Consider the following 14985-nt stretch of genomic DNA (forward strand, 5'->3'; position numbering starts at 1 on the left):
AAGGATGCTCGGTAACAACCGTTCGTCGCAAAATTCACCTTTTCAAAATTTCGGCGAGGATTATGATATCCCCGCTTTTTTAAGAAGAAAGAACGAAACTTAAAAATTACCGTCGGTTTAATTGATATAAGATCGAATGGACAGGAAGAGGGGTTTTCCTTCTTCCACAACGATCTTGCTCGGAGCGTTTGTAACCAGTCCGGAAGTCTCTTCCAGAGAAAAAGAATACTCACCCGGTTCCAAAAAGATCCGTTTGACTTGGAAATTGGCAGGGATTGTTCTCCAACAACGAAGATCGGGTGCAATGGTTTGTGCAGTGGCAAGTCCTGCTGCGGCACCTGCAGCTAACCGAATCAAGCTGGAAACCAAGTCTCCTTCCCCTCTCTTTTTACGGTCTCCCATGCTGGATTCGATCGCGCGGGAAGCGGCTTCAGATGCGATCACTGCGGCAACAATCTTCACTGCAAGAGAACTTAGATTTTTGGTAATGATTGCTTTGTAGTTGTCATTGAAGTTTTTCATCGCGGTGTCTGAATAATTATTTAAAATCTCCGGAGCACCTACGTCGGTTCCATTGATATAAAAATGACGTTTGTCTGATCCTTCCAGGTCTCTTTCTTTGTAAATAGGAATTGGATTTTCAGCGGTACTGAGAGTGGCAAGAACTCCTGACACGGAAGCACCGGCACCTTCCGTTCGAATCGCAATTTCTATTGCGCCTCGAAGCGCCAAAGCAAAGTATTCGTCTTCCAAAAGTTTACCACGGGATTCTTTTGTTGCGGACTTGCCTGCTTCGTGAATTATGATCACCTCCGATAGGTTAGGTGATTTTATGTCCACTTTCTGCATGGATTGATTGTATGCTTGAACGAAAGGAGCGCCTTTTGCGTATTTTCCCATATCACGGGAATCGTTTTCTTTGACGGCGAGTACGTAACGATCGCTCATGAGCACGGAGTTTCCGGACATAAGTTGTTCCATATTTCTGAATTGGACTCTTGCGTCGTTGTATCTCCCCAATTTTTCGGAAACAAACGCATCGATCAGACGTGCCGCATTGTTTTGGCGGTATTCAGCGGCGATGAATTTCATTTCTTTCAGTTCGAAATCCAAACGTCTGAAATAGATTTTCGCATTTTCCAAATCACCTAACATAAGATAATTGGAGGCTACGAAATATTTGATCATGACTCTTTCGAAGTCTTCGCCCGTATAATTGGATTCATTGTCGGAAAGAAGGAAAGCTAGACCTTCTTTTGTAATGCTTGTTTTGATGTTCTCGGAAAGGTCTTCCGCTTCTTTGAATACTTTATTGGAACTTTCGTAATCGCCTTTGGAATGAAAAATCATTCCGGCTTCCATCAGAAAGAGCAATCTGTCTTTGGTCGCAGAATCTTCGTAAAGTGCCCGTATGGAAGGAATCGCTGAATCGTAGTTTTTGCTGAAGTAGGCGTTCTCCGTGGCTTCGATCAGTTTTTTATAATCGGATGCACAACCTAAAACAGCAAAACCCAGAATGGCAAAAAAGCTTGAATATTTAGGGAACAATCTATAGCTCCTTAAAACTACCAACCAACACCTTTGTTTCCGCGAACTGCTTGTTTGCGATAGGATACTTTTTCAGACCAAACTGCGATGGTTGTTTCCACTTCCACCAATTCGATATTGATGGATTGTTCTACAATTTTTTCACCGTCGGCGGTGAATAGGTTTTCATTGATATCGGCACGAACAAAGTAGTTGGGAGATTTTAATTTTCCAATGGACAATCTGTTGGAAGTAAGACCGGAAAGGCTGAATTGAATCTCATTTAATGACTGTTCTCTGGTCTTTGTGCGAACGGTGTAAACTTTGTTTTTAATCAGTTTGGAAACGAATGCATTGTCAAAAAGTTCTGTTTGGATTTGTTCCGAAGTGTCATTGCGTGTTGGAAAATGGGCAACAAATACTCCTGCTTCTTGTGGATTTTCTTTGAAGAATACTCCGATTTCATCGGCTAACTTTTCAGCGGCACGAACCAATTCCTGGCTAGTCAATCCGCCGGAGTCCGCAACGTAGTCTGCATTATTGTCCAGACGTTTTGCTCCGCTGGAACAACTTAAAATAAATACGATGCTGAAACAGGAAATGAATGCTTTGTTCATGAAGGCTCCCTAAGGAAAGAAATGTTCTCTAAATAAGACTCGATCGAGCGAGGCTTGTCAATTCCAAAAATCAGCATGAGATTCGTCATCCAGGATCCGTTGTAAAAATATTTCTTTCTCCAAGGAATTCATTACTTCCAATTCGCGGGCATAAATCATTTTTGTGATTGCAGTCTTTAAGTTTTGATTTTCCCATTTTGCGATTTCACGCAATCTTTCTCCATAAAGACTTTGTCTTTTTTTCAAGAGATGTGATTTTCTTTCTTTAGAAAACTTGTAGGGATTTTTCTGAACGTAGTTCTCTGCATAATATAGAAAACTTTGCGCAGTCTGGCTCGGATGATAGGGAAAAAGAATCTCCTTAATTCCTTTGGGAAAAAAATCATTTCTGATCTGTAGAATTTTTTCCTGTTTTTCCCAAGAGTTTAGATTCGGATCTTTTTCCCATTTTGCGATTTCGTCCCTATAATTTGCGTAAGCAACATAGATTGCATAGAGAACGGATGCTCTTTCTCCCGGGAAATGGAGAACCAAATAGTCGTACGTTACAGATCTGTCGGCTCCCCATTCGTAGGTTTCTTTCCCGAAAAGTTCATCTAAAAAGTTTTTTAAATCACTCGGGTAATCTTCCGTTAAAAGCAGATCCGGCCGACCGGAAAGCTGATTCCATATGACTTCGGAACTACTATCAAAGGGCTTTTTGCTACGGAAGAGGGAAGTATTTTTAAAAAAAAGGAAATAGACAGTAAAGGAAATAAAAACGAGAAGTATAAGGAGAATGAAAAAGATTAGTTTTCGCTTATTCATCATTTTGATTGTTTTGGTAAGTACCAATCTTTGCAAGCCAAAGAAGAAGGATGAAATTGATCCTCAACTGCTGAGCGTTCTTTTATCTCAAAGCTCCGGGGTGAATTCATCCTGTCAGAAGTTTTTACTGAGCGAAGCTACATGTGTCGGAACACCTGACAATGCGGTGACAGGTTGTCCTTCCCTCATTACAGCATTAAAATCTAAAATCACTCCTTCCGATAAAAGTTCCGATTCGGTTGCCGAATTGTACTTCAATTGTTTTACGGATGTTAACTTGATTTATACCCAAGGCATAGGCTGCCAGAAATCTTCCTTCAATACAAATGTGGATTTCAGAAAAGCGCAAAGATCCACCACTACGGGCAGTACTCAGAATGCGAATGCTGCATGGAAATTGCAGTTCAATAACTGCGCATCCATTGATAACGGAACCCCACCAGCCAGTTCGGGACTTAAGGAAACAGGCACAAAACTAAGTGCCGATCCGTTTATTTAGTTTTTTCAGTCAAATAATTAGAGGGGGACTTTATGTCATTAGTCACAAACGATGAGTTAGTCTCAAAACTTAAACCGATTTTTTTGGATCATGAAATCGAAGGGAGAATCCTTCCTTTGGTTGCCGAAATCAATCGTTTAAAAAAAGAAAAAAATGCGGTGCTCCTCGGCCATAATTATATGACCCCCGACGTATTCTGGGGTGTTTCCGACATCATCGGAGATTCTCTTTATCTTTCCAAAATGGCAAAGGATACAACCGCAGACATCATTCTATTCAATGGTGTTCACTTTATGGCGGAAACTGCAAAGATACTTTCGCCTAACAAAAAAGTGTTGATTGCCGATCCGAAAGCGGGATGTTCTCTCGCGGAATCCATTACCAGAGAAGACGTAAAAAAACTAAAGGCCCAATATCCGGGAGTTCCCGTTGTAACGTATGTGAACTGTTCTGCGGAAGTAAAAGCTGAGACGGATGTATGTTGTACTTCGGCCAATGCAGTACAGATCGTCAATGCAATGGAAACCGATACGGTGATCTTTTTGCCGGACGAATATTTGGCCGGAAACGTTCGAAACAATACTACAAAAAAAATCATTTCCCATCCGGGAAGATGTATGGTACATGAAATATACACTCCGGAAGACATTCAATCCGCAAAACGATTATTTGGTGGAGAGCTGACTGTCATTTCTCATCCGGAATGCCATGAAGATGTGGTAAAAGTTTCCGATTTTTCCGGTTCCACATCTCAAATGATCGATTTTGTAAAAAATTCGAAAACAAACAAGATCATGCTTGTTACCGAATGTTCCATGGGGGACAATATAAAATCCGAGTTTCCCGAAAAAGAATTCGTATCAACTTGCCAAACCTGCCCACATATGAAAAAAATCACTTTGGAAAAAGTAAGAGATGCTTTGCTTTACGAACAGTTTGAAATCTTCTTAGACGAGGAAGTGATTCGTTTGGCTCAAAAGTCCGTCAACCGTATGTTAGAGTTGAGTTATAAAAAGTAGGATCTGATGTTTAGAATCGGCAACGGAATTGATTTCCATAAATTGATACACGAACCTTTTCGCCCGCTTATGTTAGCTGGTGTGGAAGTCAAATCCGAGTATGCGTTTCTAGGGCATAGCGATGCTGACGTGATTTTGCATGCGGTGTCAGATGCGATCCTGGGTGCATTGTCTTTGGGAGATATCGGTCAACATTTTCCCGACACCGACCCTTCGATCAAAAACATGGACTCATCGGTCATCACTAAAAAATGCATCTCTCTCATTACGGAACGCGGTTGGAAATTGGTAAATGTGGATTGCACTTATGTGGGAGATCTTCCCAAAATTAATCCCATTCGATCCGAGCTGATTCAATCTTTGGCAAATATTCTGTCTTTGCCTTTGGATTGTGTTTCCATTAAGGCAACCACATCCGAAGGAATGGGCGCACTCGGCAGATCGGAAGGCGTGATGGTGATGGCCACCGTCTTATTGGAAAAAAGCTCTAAAAAGTAGTCTGTGAATTAAGGTTTGGGCAAAGAATTCAGGCTTTTGTCCAAGAGGCCGGAGAGAGTGGAATCTCCAAAGAATAACAATATAAAACGGGAAACGAATCCCGGCTTTGGAATTAATTCCGCCCTTGCTTCTACTTGAACATTGTTCTCAACTGTTTGGAATTTGTATTCTTCCCGCAAATGGAGATAATTCTGAAATCCTTCCAGTCTCCAGGAAATTTTTTCATTAGGAATCACTTCTTCCACAATCAAATGCAGATCTTCGCCCAGATATTTGACAGCTATGTCTTCCCTGGGTAGAGGGAGGCGGATCAAACGAGGGATATAATTCTGTAACAATAGTTTTGTGGCAGGCTCGTATTTCGCCGAAGTCGTTGTGCTCCGTACAATTTCTGAATTGGATTTTGTAATGGCGGAGATACCAAGAACAGTCAGAAAAATAAAAAGTATCCGAAGAAACCAAATCATTTCTTCCATATAAAAATCTATTGCATAAGGAGCGATTGAAATTTAGTTTTTACCGATACAATGTCTATGCCAGAGGAAGGATCAAAATTATTATCCGCTAGGGAAATTTCTTCCAGAAGGGTTTCGGGGCTGATCAAAGCCTACCTTCAGGAGCACCAAAGTTATTCCGGAGCGAATCCGTTTCCTGAAATTGTGGAAGAAACAACGTACCGAAAAATTCTAAAAGATTCCAATTTTTGGATTTCCCAAGATTTGGAAGACCGACTGATTTCAACCATTGCCAAATCCGTAGATATTTCAGGGCTTTTGTACCATTTGGGCACGGAAACCCTGATTACAAACGCCTTCGATCTGCTTCCTTTGGATGATACGAAAATTTTCATAGACGAATTGATTCACCGGATTCCTATTTTAATCAACCGTCTAACAAGAACAGTATTTTTACATGTTTTTTTTACAGGTCCAAAAACCGCATTATTTCAATTTGAATACCTTTCCCGTTATAAGGAAAAATGGTACGATGCTATTTTTTTTCAAGGCATGTTGAACGGACTCGCAGTTCTATATGAGTTGAAAGATTATAAAATCAATATGACCAAAACGAGGTTATTCGGTATCCATGTATCCCATAAGGATCTGGGAGATGATATTATTTTCGGGGCGGACGTAAACGAATACCGCTTAATATGGACAGACGAGCCATTGAGTCTTTCCCGTGCAATTGCAAACGAAGACCAAAGCAGCAGCAATCGGCACAAGGTCATGATCGTATCCAGAGGGGATACTTTGAATGAAAAAATCTCCATCATCGATATCAATGATGTTGTGGATAAATCCAGAGAACTTGCGATTGAAAACAGGGATTTGGAAGCTGCGGTCGAAGTTTTAAAATCTTTTAAGTTCGAATTGGAAAAAAAGCAATTGTCAATTGCCAAAGACCTTCGTCTTGCAAAGAACATTCAAAAAGGTCTTATTCCTCAAATCATTCCCGATTGGAAAGGGATTCAATTTTGGACCGCATATTATCCAATGCAGGAAGTCAGTGGAGATTATTACGATTATTTTCCGTTCGCATCTGATCGATTAGGTGTTGTTGTGTGCGACGTATCCGGTCACGGGGTGCCGGCGGCCTTTATCACCGCTTTGTCAAAGATGTTATTTACCAATTATAAAATGGGAAAGCCGTCAGAGACTTTTAAATTTATCAATCGGGACTTGTTGGATTTGGTAAAGCAACAAGGTTATACGACTTGCGTGTATGCTTTGATACAAGACGATTATAAAGTTGTCTATTCGACTGCCGGGCATCCCAGACCGATCCTACATCGTGCACGAACCAACAAGGCAGAAATTCTGGAAGGAGAAGGAACTTTCATCGGAATGTTTCCGGAAGGGGGAGATACCTATAGAGATCACTCCGTTCAATTGGAACCGGGCGATAAATTATTCCTTTATACGGATGGAATCACTGAAGCGGAGAGTGACAAAGGTGTTCCGTATGGCGAAGAACGATTGTTAAAGGCAATTGTATCTTGTGCAGATATGACGATCCAGGAAACCATCGAACATATCATGCAGCTTCATAAGGAATTCACTATGGGGACCGATCCTATGGATGATATTACTTTATTGGGATGGCAGCTTTCCACAAAACTTCCCGAATTTGACGAATATAGAAAGTTAGGTGACGAGTGCTACAAGGTGAAAAATTTTGAAAAAGCATGCGGATATTTTCAGCAAGCTTATGAGATTTTGCCGAGAGAATTGAATACTCAGCTGATTTACGGAAGAGCACTTGCTCATTCGGGAAAGTTCGAAGAAGCATCCTCTTTACTTGAATCTTACAATCGCTTTAAAACCAATAATTATATTTCTCATGCGGTGCTCGGTTTTTGTTATTATAAATTGGAATCTTTCGAAAAAGCGGAATTGGAATGGAAGAAAGCACATTCTCTGAAAGATGATAATTTATCCGTTCTTTATAATTTGGCAATGGTATATTTGAAGCTGGGCGCAAAAGCGAAGATGAAAGATATGCTGGATCGAATGAAACGAATTGATGAACAAAATCAAAACATTATCCCTTTAGAAAAGAAATGGGAATCAATGTTAGATGAAGAATAGATTTTTAATTTTAACCTATTTATTTTTCAACCTTGCTGCATTCAAATTTCCCGAAGATCATAACTTTCACGGAGACTATGGAATCGAATGGTGTTATTTCGTGGGTCATTTGGTTACGACGGAAAATCTGAAATTCGGATATGAACTTTCTTTTTTCAAAGTGACTTTAAAAGACAAAGATTCCGTTTCTAAAATAGAAATTTTCCCCGTTCATTTTGCAATCTCCGATCCGAACAAACAAATCCATTACAGTAACGATGTATTGCACAGAGGCTTGGGCGGGCTTGCGGGCTTTGATAAAGACCTGATTTGGAGTGGTGAATACCATCTGCAAATTTTGGGGAAGGATCGTTTTCATATCACTGCAAATCCCAAAGATAAAAAGATAAGCCTGGATTTTGATTTGGAAGGATCGGGCCGAATTTTATCGCATGGTAAAGACGGATATTCCGTTAAGTCAAGAAAGAGGTTGGAGATATTTTCGTATTACTACAGTTATCCGAGACTTAAAACAAAGGGTGGGTTTTCCATAGAGGGAAAAAAATATAATGTATTGTCCGGAGTAACCTGGATGGATCACGAATGGAGCGGGGCTTTGGAAGATATTAAAAAAGATCCGAGTATGTCTTATTCGCTTGGGGCACAAACAACAGGTTGGGATTGGATTTGTTTATCTGCGGAGGATGGCAGCGATTTGGTTGTTTTTCGATTCAAAGAAAATTCGACTGCAAAACCGGAAACATTCGGAACTTATCGGGATCCGGATGGGAAAATTTTTTCCTATTCCAAAGAAGGTGAAGTCAGTATGAATCCAGTCTCAGATGAGAAGTGGAAAAGCCCTGACACAAAGATCGAATATCCGCTTCGTTGGAACATTCGAACTCCCAATGCGAAATGGGAAGTCACTCCGATTTTCAGCAAACAGGAGTTTGATGCAAGAAAAAGTACCGGAACTATCTATTGGGAAGGAATGGTATCGGCCGAGGGAACTTCTTCGGATGAAAAAAAAATAAAAGCTAATGGTTATTTAGAATTGAAGGGATATTCCTATAAGAAGAAATGGTGGGAGCCTTAAACTTATGTGGAGATATTTTTTAAAGAGATTTCTTTTGATTTTTCCCACTCTGATAGGAATCACATTTTTGGTATTTTTAATTTCCCATTTGGCACCTGGCGGCCCGCTGGATAGTGAGATTGCAAAAATCAAAGGTGCGGCAAATCTCGCAGGCGCATCTGCCAAACAGATTTCAGCAGAGGAAGTCGAGCTCATAAAAAAGCGACTTCATCTGGATAAACCGATTCCCATTGCGTATTTATATTGGCTGGGTCAGATCGTTACATTTGATTTGGGAGAGTCCAGACTTCATTCCCGCAAAGTCACCGATTTGATCGTGGAGAAACTGCCGGTGTCTTTGACATTCGGATTGTCGGGATTTTTTCTCACGTACTTGATTTGCATCCCTCTGGGAATCAAGAAGGCGTTGAAAGAAGGGACTCTTTACGATTTGTATACGAGTTTGATTATATTTTTCACTTACTCGATTCCAGTATTCGCCTTCGCCATGTTATTGTTATTTCTTTTTGCATCGGGAGAGGTTTTTTCCTTTTTTCCTTTGGGTCATGAGGTATCGGATTATTACGAAGATATGGATACTTTGGGAAAAATAAACGACCGGTTGAGTCATATGTTTTTGCCTGTGCTTTGTTATGTGATCGGGTCGTTTGCCGTTTTGACTTTACTTATGAAAAACAGCCTCCTCGATCAAATAGCAAAAGAATATGTAAGAACGGCTGTATCAAAAGGACTTAGCTTTAAAGATTCGGTTTTCAAACATGCATTTCGAAATTCTTTGATCCCCATTGCCACAGGGTTCGGAAGCAATCTGACTTTGATCTTTTCAGGATCTTTGTTCATAGAATTGGTTTTCAATATAGACGGTATGGGACTTCTCAGCTTTGAAGCGGTCAAGGAAAGAGATACGGATCTTATGATGGGATTGCTTTTGGTTCAGAGCTTTTTGGGTCTGGTTGGAAAAATTATATCTGATTTTTGTTATGTGGCGATAGACCCGCGCATCAATTTCGAATAAATATGTTCAATAATCCTGCAAATATCCGCAAATGGAAAAAATTTAAGTCCAATAAAAGAGCTTATTATTCCTTACTTATTTTGTTTTACAGTTATATGTTATCTCTATTTTCACCGGTTTTGATAAACAACAAACCTTTGTTCGTATCACATGAAGGCGAAATTTCATTTCCTATTTTTTTCTTTTATCCCGATTCGAAATTCGGCGGGCCGAACCAAACCGAGCCGAATTATAAAAAATTAAACAAAACGGAAGCCTTTCAAAAACCAGGAAACTACATGGTGTTTCCCTTGATTCCCTTCGGTGTCAATGAAGACAATCTGGAAAGTTTGGAGGAAGGTTCCAATCCTCCTTCCAAACCTTCTCTCGTTCATTGGTTCGGAACGGATGATCGGGGAAGAGACGTATTCACCCGCATTATCTACGGTTATCGCTTGGCTATGACTTTCAGTCTGATTCTCGTATTGATCGAATTGATTTTAGCTTCCATCATCGGTGGAATCCAAGGATATTATGCCGGAAACATCGACTTGATCTGGCAAAGGATCATTGAGATTTTAGCCGCCATTCCTTTTTTATATTTGATATTGATTATGGGCTCTTTTTTCGGAAGAGGATTTTTGATTCTACTCGTCACCTATGCTTCGTTAAGTTGGATAGGACTCAGTTATTATATGCGGGGAGAATTTTTAAAACTCAGAAGCCAACAATTTGTGGATGCTGCGAGAACCTTGGGTGTCTCTTCCCGTTCCATCATCTTGAAACATCTTTTGCCAAATTCATTGACACCTTTGGTTACGTTTTTACCTTTTATTCTGATTTCGGCGATCTCAGTACTATCCGCTCTTGACTTCTTGGGTTATGGGATTCCCGCTCCCAATCCCTCTTGGGGCGAGCTCATCGGGCAAGGCAGGGAAAGATTGAGTTCCTGGTGGTTGATTACTTATCCTTCTCTTGCTTTGTTTATCACGATCAACTTATCTGCGTTTGTTGGTGAAGGTCTGAGAGATGCGTTTGATCCGAAGGAAAAGGTTGTCTACGAATGAGCACATCTACTTTGTTATCCGTTAATAATCTAAGCGTTCAATTGAATACGGAAGAAGGCAAGCTCAGTATCATCAAAGATATTTCCTTCTCCATTGCTGAAAGTGAAATTTTCGCTTTGGTAGGTGAATCCGGTTGCGGGAAATCGATTTCCTCTCTTGCGATGACGCGGCTCCTTCCTACAAATCAAGCAATCTATCCGACCGGTTCTATTGATTTTTTAGGCAAGGATCTGCTTCATTTGAGTTCCGACGAAATGAGGAAAATCCGCGGCAGGGAAATCGCATATATCTTTCAAGAACCGTTTTCTTCTTTGAATCCTCTCCAAAAAATCGGCGAGCAGATGATCGAAGGTTTTCTTCATCACGGTCTAGGCACGGAAAAAGAAGCATTGGCAAAAGCAGAGTATCTTTTCCAAACCGTCGGAATCACTGACGCAAAACAAAGATTAGGCCAATATCCGAATCAATTTTCCGGAGGAATGCTGCAAAGAGTCTGTATCGCGATGGCATTGATGTGCGATCCGAAATTACTCATCGCGGACGAACCGACCAGCGCAATCGACGTAACAATCCAACTTCAGCTCATTCAACTTCTTTTGCGTCTCAAAAAAGAAATCAAGATGTCCATATTGTTTATTTCTCATGACATAGGTTTGGTGTCTCACTTGGCACAAAGAATTGCAGTTATGTATGCGGGCAGAATTGTTGAGATCGGAACCGTAGACGAAGTCATTGATTCGCCGAAACACCCTTATTCGAAAGCATTGATAGAAGCATATCCTTCTCACGACAAACTGGGAAAAAAATTACAAATCATAGAAGGAATGGTCCCCAGTCCGAAAGATTATCCTGTCGGCTGTCATTTTCAAGACAGATGTTCTGTTAAGAAGGAAATTTGCACAACAACACAACCGATATTACGGAAGTTAAGTGAGACACAGTCCGCGTTTTGTTTTGCCTTAGGAGAAGAAAATGTTAGAAGTTAAAAATTTAACAGTCTCCTATACAAATAAAAAATTTCTCTCAAAGCCTACTTATACGAAAGCAGTGGAAGATGTATCATTCCAAATCGCACCTGGAAAAATACTGGGATTGGTAGGCGAATCCGGTTGCGGCAAATCCACATTGGGTCGCGCTATTTTAAAGTTAGTTGGTATTCAGTCGGGTGATATCGACTATAATGGAAAGTCGATTCATAAATTGAAAAAGGACGAATTGCTTTCCGTTCGAAAACAAATTCAGGTCATATTCCAAGACCCTTATTCTTCTTTAAATCCGAGACTTACCGTAGGAGAAATCATTACAGAAGGTTTGCTAGTTCATCACAAAGGTTTGTCAAAAAAAGAGCGTGATGATAAAGCAAAAGAAAGTTTGGCTCAAGTTAATTTGCCCGAGTCGATTTTAACCAGATATCCGCATGAGTTTTCGGGCGGACAAAGACAAAGGATTGCGATCGCACGTGCTTTGATTTTAAGGCCCGAACTGGTGATTTGTGACGAAGCGGTGTCGGCCTTGGATATTTCCACACAAGCACAAGTGGTCAATAATTTATTGGAATTGAGAGACAGATTTCATCTTTCTTATCTTTTTATTTCCCATGATTTGAATATAGTGAATCATATCTCGGATGAGATTGCGGTTATGTACTTGGGAAAGATCGTGGAAATAGGCAAAAAGGAAAAAATCATCAATCATCCCCTTCATCCTTATACAAAAGCATTGTTTTCTGCAAGTTTTGATATAAAAAAAAGAAATTCCCCTGAACGACCTTTAGTTGGTGAAATACCCAGTATTATTAACAAACCGTCAGGTTGTTATTTTCATACCCGTTGTCCGAATGTACAGGATATTTGTAAAAAAGAACGGCCTTTGGAAAAAACAATTTCAACAGATCAAAAGGTAGCTTGCCATTTTCCATTGCAAAATTAATTTCTAATTTGCATGTATATTTCTTTCAGGGAAAGAATCAAAGGATACGTTGGAACTATTTTTTTAGCATCCATCGTTATCTTTTCCATCAGTCTGTTTATGATTCTCTATCCTTTGATGGCTGATCCAGACTATTATAAAAATATAATACTAACAGAAGTTAATTCTAAATCCGGGCTTTCTTTCGATTACAAAGAATCAACCCCTACATTTTTTCCATTCCCTGGAATCGAACTGAGCCAAGTTACTGTTTCTAAAAACCAGGATCAATTGATACGGGTTCAGAAAGTTAAAATAGAAATTTATCACGGAGTTTTCATCGGCAAAGCTCTTCAGATCAGACGGATTTATTTGAACACGGGAAAGATCGAATTAAAAAGAGAAAAGAACGAATCTTTTCCTTTGTTTGCAAAGCTTACAGAGAAAAAAAAGGAAAACTCAGTATCAAATGTTTCAGAAACTCCGGTAGAAGAAAAACTTTTGTTTTCGGATATATTCGGAGGTCTTCCTAAAGGGCTCGAACTCAAAAATATAATGATAGAGTTTGACGATGAGCTCTATAGTAGAAAAATCAAATTTTATATTTGGGAAAGCAGTGTTGAAATTGATAAGGATTTAAGAAGTCTGGATTTTTCTCTGTACGGCAAAGTCAATGAAGATACCTTTCAAATATATACAAACGCTTCATTTTTATATGATGAAATGAATTTTGCGAATCTTCGCGTGGAAGGTTCGGCGCATTTTGATGAGTTCAGAGGCAGCAATTTGCAAGACATACTTGTGATTTTCCCCAATGCGGATTGTAAAAATGGAAAGCTTACGGGAGTTATGCCCTTCTACAAAAGAACCAATGAAGTGATCGCATCCAGAGCAGATAATGTAAATATCAAAGACCTTGCCATGAAAGGCAAGCATACATTTGGTGATGCTTATATCAGTGTTCTTATCGAGTATAATTTTAAGGAAAAGAAAATATCTTTCTCAGATATATCCGCCGAATGGAAAGGGAAGATTAAAATTTTCGGATCGGGCTATATCACTTTCGGAGAGATTCCTCAAATTTATTTTGAAGGAAGGTCGGATTATCTGGAAGTCAATGCTACTTTGGATATCATTAAGCTTTGGTTAGATGCTGATTTGGAAAAATCGATCCTTACGAGAGATATGCCGGATACAGGGTACGTGGATCGAATGCATGTGAATTTGGACTTTAATTTGAGAAGAGTCGACATTAGGGGAATCTTTGCAGATGAAATGAGTCTCGCACTCGGGTATCATAAAAGTTTGATGAAGATTAAAAGATTGAATCTTGCACTTTATAAAGGTAAATTATCATCAACGGGTAATGTGATTTTTGGTACGGAACGAAAACTTACAATTATGGGAAAGGCGGAAAATATCGCTTTGGGAGAAATTTTATTTCATCAATTCGGCAATTCTCCTATCACAGGAACTCTGGAAACAAACTTCGAATTGAATACAGAAGGATTCACCGAATATGAATTAACCGATAATTTGAATATTAATGCGGCCTTCAAATCAAAAGAAGGCGAGCTGCTCAGTTATACTAACATTCTAAAGCCGATTAGTTCCATTGGGAACCTAATCAGTTTGAAAAAATTAGATTTTACAAGAGCGACTCCTTATAAGGAAATCGAAGTGGATATGAATTATGGTTCCGGAAAATTTCAGTTTAGCAATTTTGTATTAAAGGCGGATGGAATCGCAGGTTCCGGGAGCGGAAGCATTACGATTGATAAAAAAATCGATATGGGTTTCACTGTCGCATTACCTGGATTAGCTGGTAAAGTATTGAAACTTCCCATTATCTACAAAGGCACTTACGGAACTAGCACCCCTTATATTGATCCGGTATGGCTTGGTTCCGTTTACGCTGGTACTATTTTACTTGCAGGACCTGCAGGTGCCACCGTAGGCGGGATCGCCGGTTCGGCTATGTCGGATTATGTGAACCGGGCCGTGGACAATGTCACGGATACGATCGGCTCCGGGATCAAGTCCTTTCGAAATCTTTTTTCCAATGAAGACGATACAAAAAATAAAACCGGCAAGTGAAGCTTATCCGGGGCGCTTCGCATTGATCTAATTTGGTGATGTGTTCGTATAGACGACCGCGCTCTCCGCTCCAATCTTCGCGTCCGCGAAGGATTTCCGCTTCGATCGCTAGCGCTGGGATTGTTCCAGCTCGGAAAAATTTTAGAAAGAATAGGGTGGTTAGGGTATTTGTATATATAATATTCCCCGCCCGATTTGGGTGGGGAACTAGACCCATCCCGTTACCCATAAGTAAGTAACTTCCACATGATTGCCGCAGATTGTAATTTGTAAAGTCCCCTAGCCA

The 14985-nt window shown here is 40.0% G+C and carries 14 protein-coding genes; 10 read left to right on the forward strand and 4 right to left on the reverse strand.

Annotated elements, in window-relative coordinates; translation table 11 throughout:
* Positions 1-117: 117 nt before the first annotated feature.
* From EHS11_RS19595 to EHS11_RS19605, 3 genes are read right to left on the reverse strand one after another with little or no spacing between them, the layout of a single operon-like run.
* On the reverse strand, positions 118-1548 hold the full coding sequence (locus EHS11_RS19595; RefSeq protein WP_246048089.1) for a COG3014 family protein: 1431 nt from the start codon (positions 1546-1548) through the stop codon (positions 118-120).
* 17 nt (positions 1549-1565) lie between these two features.
* Positions 1566-2144 (reverse strand): penicillin-binding protein activator LpoB, encoded by a 579-nt coding sequence (locus tag EHS11_RS19600; protein WP_135766081.1) that lies wholly within the window; start codon positions 2142-2144, stop codon positions 1566-1568.
* Between the two features lie 57 nt (positions 2145-2201).
* Positions 2202-2951: a hypothetical protein gene (locus tag EHS11_RS19605; RefSeq protein WP_167884509.1), complete on the reverse strand. Its 750-nt coding sequence runs from the start codon at positions 2949-2951 to the stop codon at positions 2202-2204.
* On the opposite strand from EHS11_RS19605, the gene EHS11_RS19610 reads away from it, so the two are divergent.
* Genes EHS11_RS19610 through ispF form a run of 3 tightly spaced genes read left to right on the forward strand, consistent with a single transcriptional unit; the run spans position 2923 to position 4967 of the window.
* Positions 2923-3450: a hypothetical protein gene (locus EHS11_RS19610; RefSeq protein ID WP_135766083.1), complete on the forward strand. Its 528-nt coding sequence runs from the start codon at positions 2923-2925 to the stop codon at positions 3448-3450. The two genes, EHS11_RS19605 and EHS11_RS19610, sit on opposite strands and share 29 nt — an antisense overlap.
* Positions 3451-3482: 32 nt before the next feature.
* The gene (gene nadA, locus EHS11_RS19615) at positions 3483-4469 is read left to right on the forward strand and encodes a quinolinate synthase NadA (RefSeq protein ID WP_135766084.1); all 987 of its coding nucleotides are present in this window, start codon (positions 3483-3485) and stop codon (positions 4467-4469) included.
* Positions 4470-4475: 6 nt separating this feature from the next.
* The gene (gene ispF / locus EHS11_RS19620; RefSeq protein WP_135766085.1) at positions 4476-4967 is read left to right on the forward strand and encodes a 2-C-methyl-D-erythritol 2,4-cyclodiphosphate synthase; all 492 of its coding nucleotides are present in this window, start codon (positions 4476-4478) and stop codon (positions 4965-4967) included.
* Between the two features lie 8 nt (positions 4968-4975).
* Here the strand turns inward: ispF and EHS11_RS19625 are convergent, their stop codons facing one another.
* Positions 4976-5434 carry a hypothetical protein gene (locus EHS11_RS19625; RefSeq protein WP_135766086.1) on the reverse strand — a complete coding sequence of 153 codons (459 nt, stop codon included), beginning with the start codon at positions 5432-5434 and terminating at the stop codon, positions 4976-4978.
* A 66-nt stretch (positions 5435-5500) separates the two neighbouring features.
* Between EHS11_RS19625 and EHS11_RS19630 the strand changes: the two genes are divergently transcribed.
* From EHS11_RS19630 to EHS11_RS19660, 7 genes are read left to right on the forward strand one after another with little or no spacing between them, the layout of a single operon-like run.
* Complete coding sequence (locus EHS11_RS19630) at positions 5501-7558, forward strand: SpoIIE family protein phosphatase (protein WP_135766087.1); 2058 nt, start codon at positions 5501-5503, stop codon at positions 7556-7558.
* Complete coding sequence (locus tag EHS11_RS19635; protein WP_135766088.1) at positions 7548-8633, forward strand: lipocalin-like domain-containing protein; 1086 nt, start codon at positions 7548-7550, stop codon at positions 8631-8633. Before EHS11_RS19630 ends, EHS11_RS19635 begins: the two co-directional genes overlap by 11 nt.
* A 4-nt stretch (positions 8634-8637) precedes the next feature.
* A complete protein-coding gene (locus EHS11_RS19640; protein WP_135766089.1) occupies positions 8638-9648 on the forward strand; it encodes an ABC transporter permease subunit in 1011 nt (336 codons plus the stop codon).
* 2 nt (positions 9649-9650) lie between these two features.
* Positions 9651-10694, forward strand: a complete 1044-nt coding sequence (locus EHS11_RS19645; RefSeq protein ID WP_167884510.1) for an ABC transporter permease subunit — start codon at positions 9651-9653, stop codon at positions 10692-10694.
* Positions 10691-11680, forward strand: a complete 990-nt coding sequence (locus EHS11_RS19650; protein WP_135766090.1) for an ABC transporter ATP-binding protein — start codon at positions 10691-10693, stop codon at positions 11678-11680. Before EHS11_RS19645 ends, EHS11_RS19650 begins: the two co-directional genes overlap by 4 nt.
* On the forward strand, positions 11667-12623 hold the full coding sequence (locus EHS11_RS19655; protein WP_135766091.1) for an ABC transporter ATP-binding protein: 957 nt from the start codon (positions 11667-11669) through the stop codon (positions 12621-12623). Before EHS11_RS19650 ends, EHS11_RS19655 begins: the two co-directional genes overlap by 14 nt.
* A 12-nt stretch (positions 12624-12635) precedes the next feature.
* Positions 12636-14699 (forward strand): AsmA family protein, encoded by a 2064-nt coding sequence (locus EHS11_RS19660; RefSeq protein ID WP_135766092.1) that lies wholly within the window; start codon positions 12636-12638, stop codon positions 14697-14699.
* Positions 14700-14985: the final 286 nt, after the last annotated feature.

The organism is Leptospira ilyithenensis (genome assembly GCF_004771005.1).
Classification (GTDB): domain Bacteria; phylum Spirochaetota; class Leptospiria; order Leptospirales; family Leptospiraceae; genus Leptospira_A; species Leptospira_A ilyithenensis.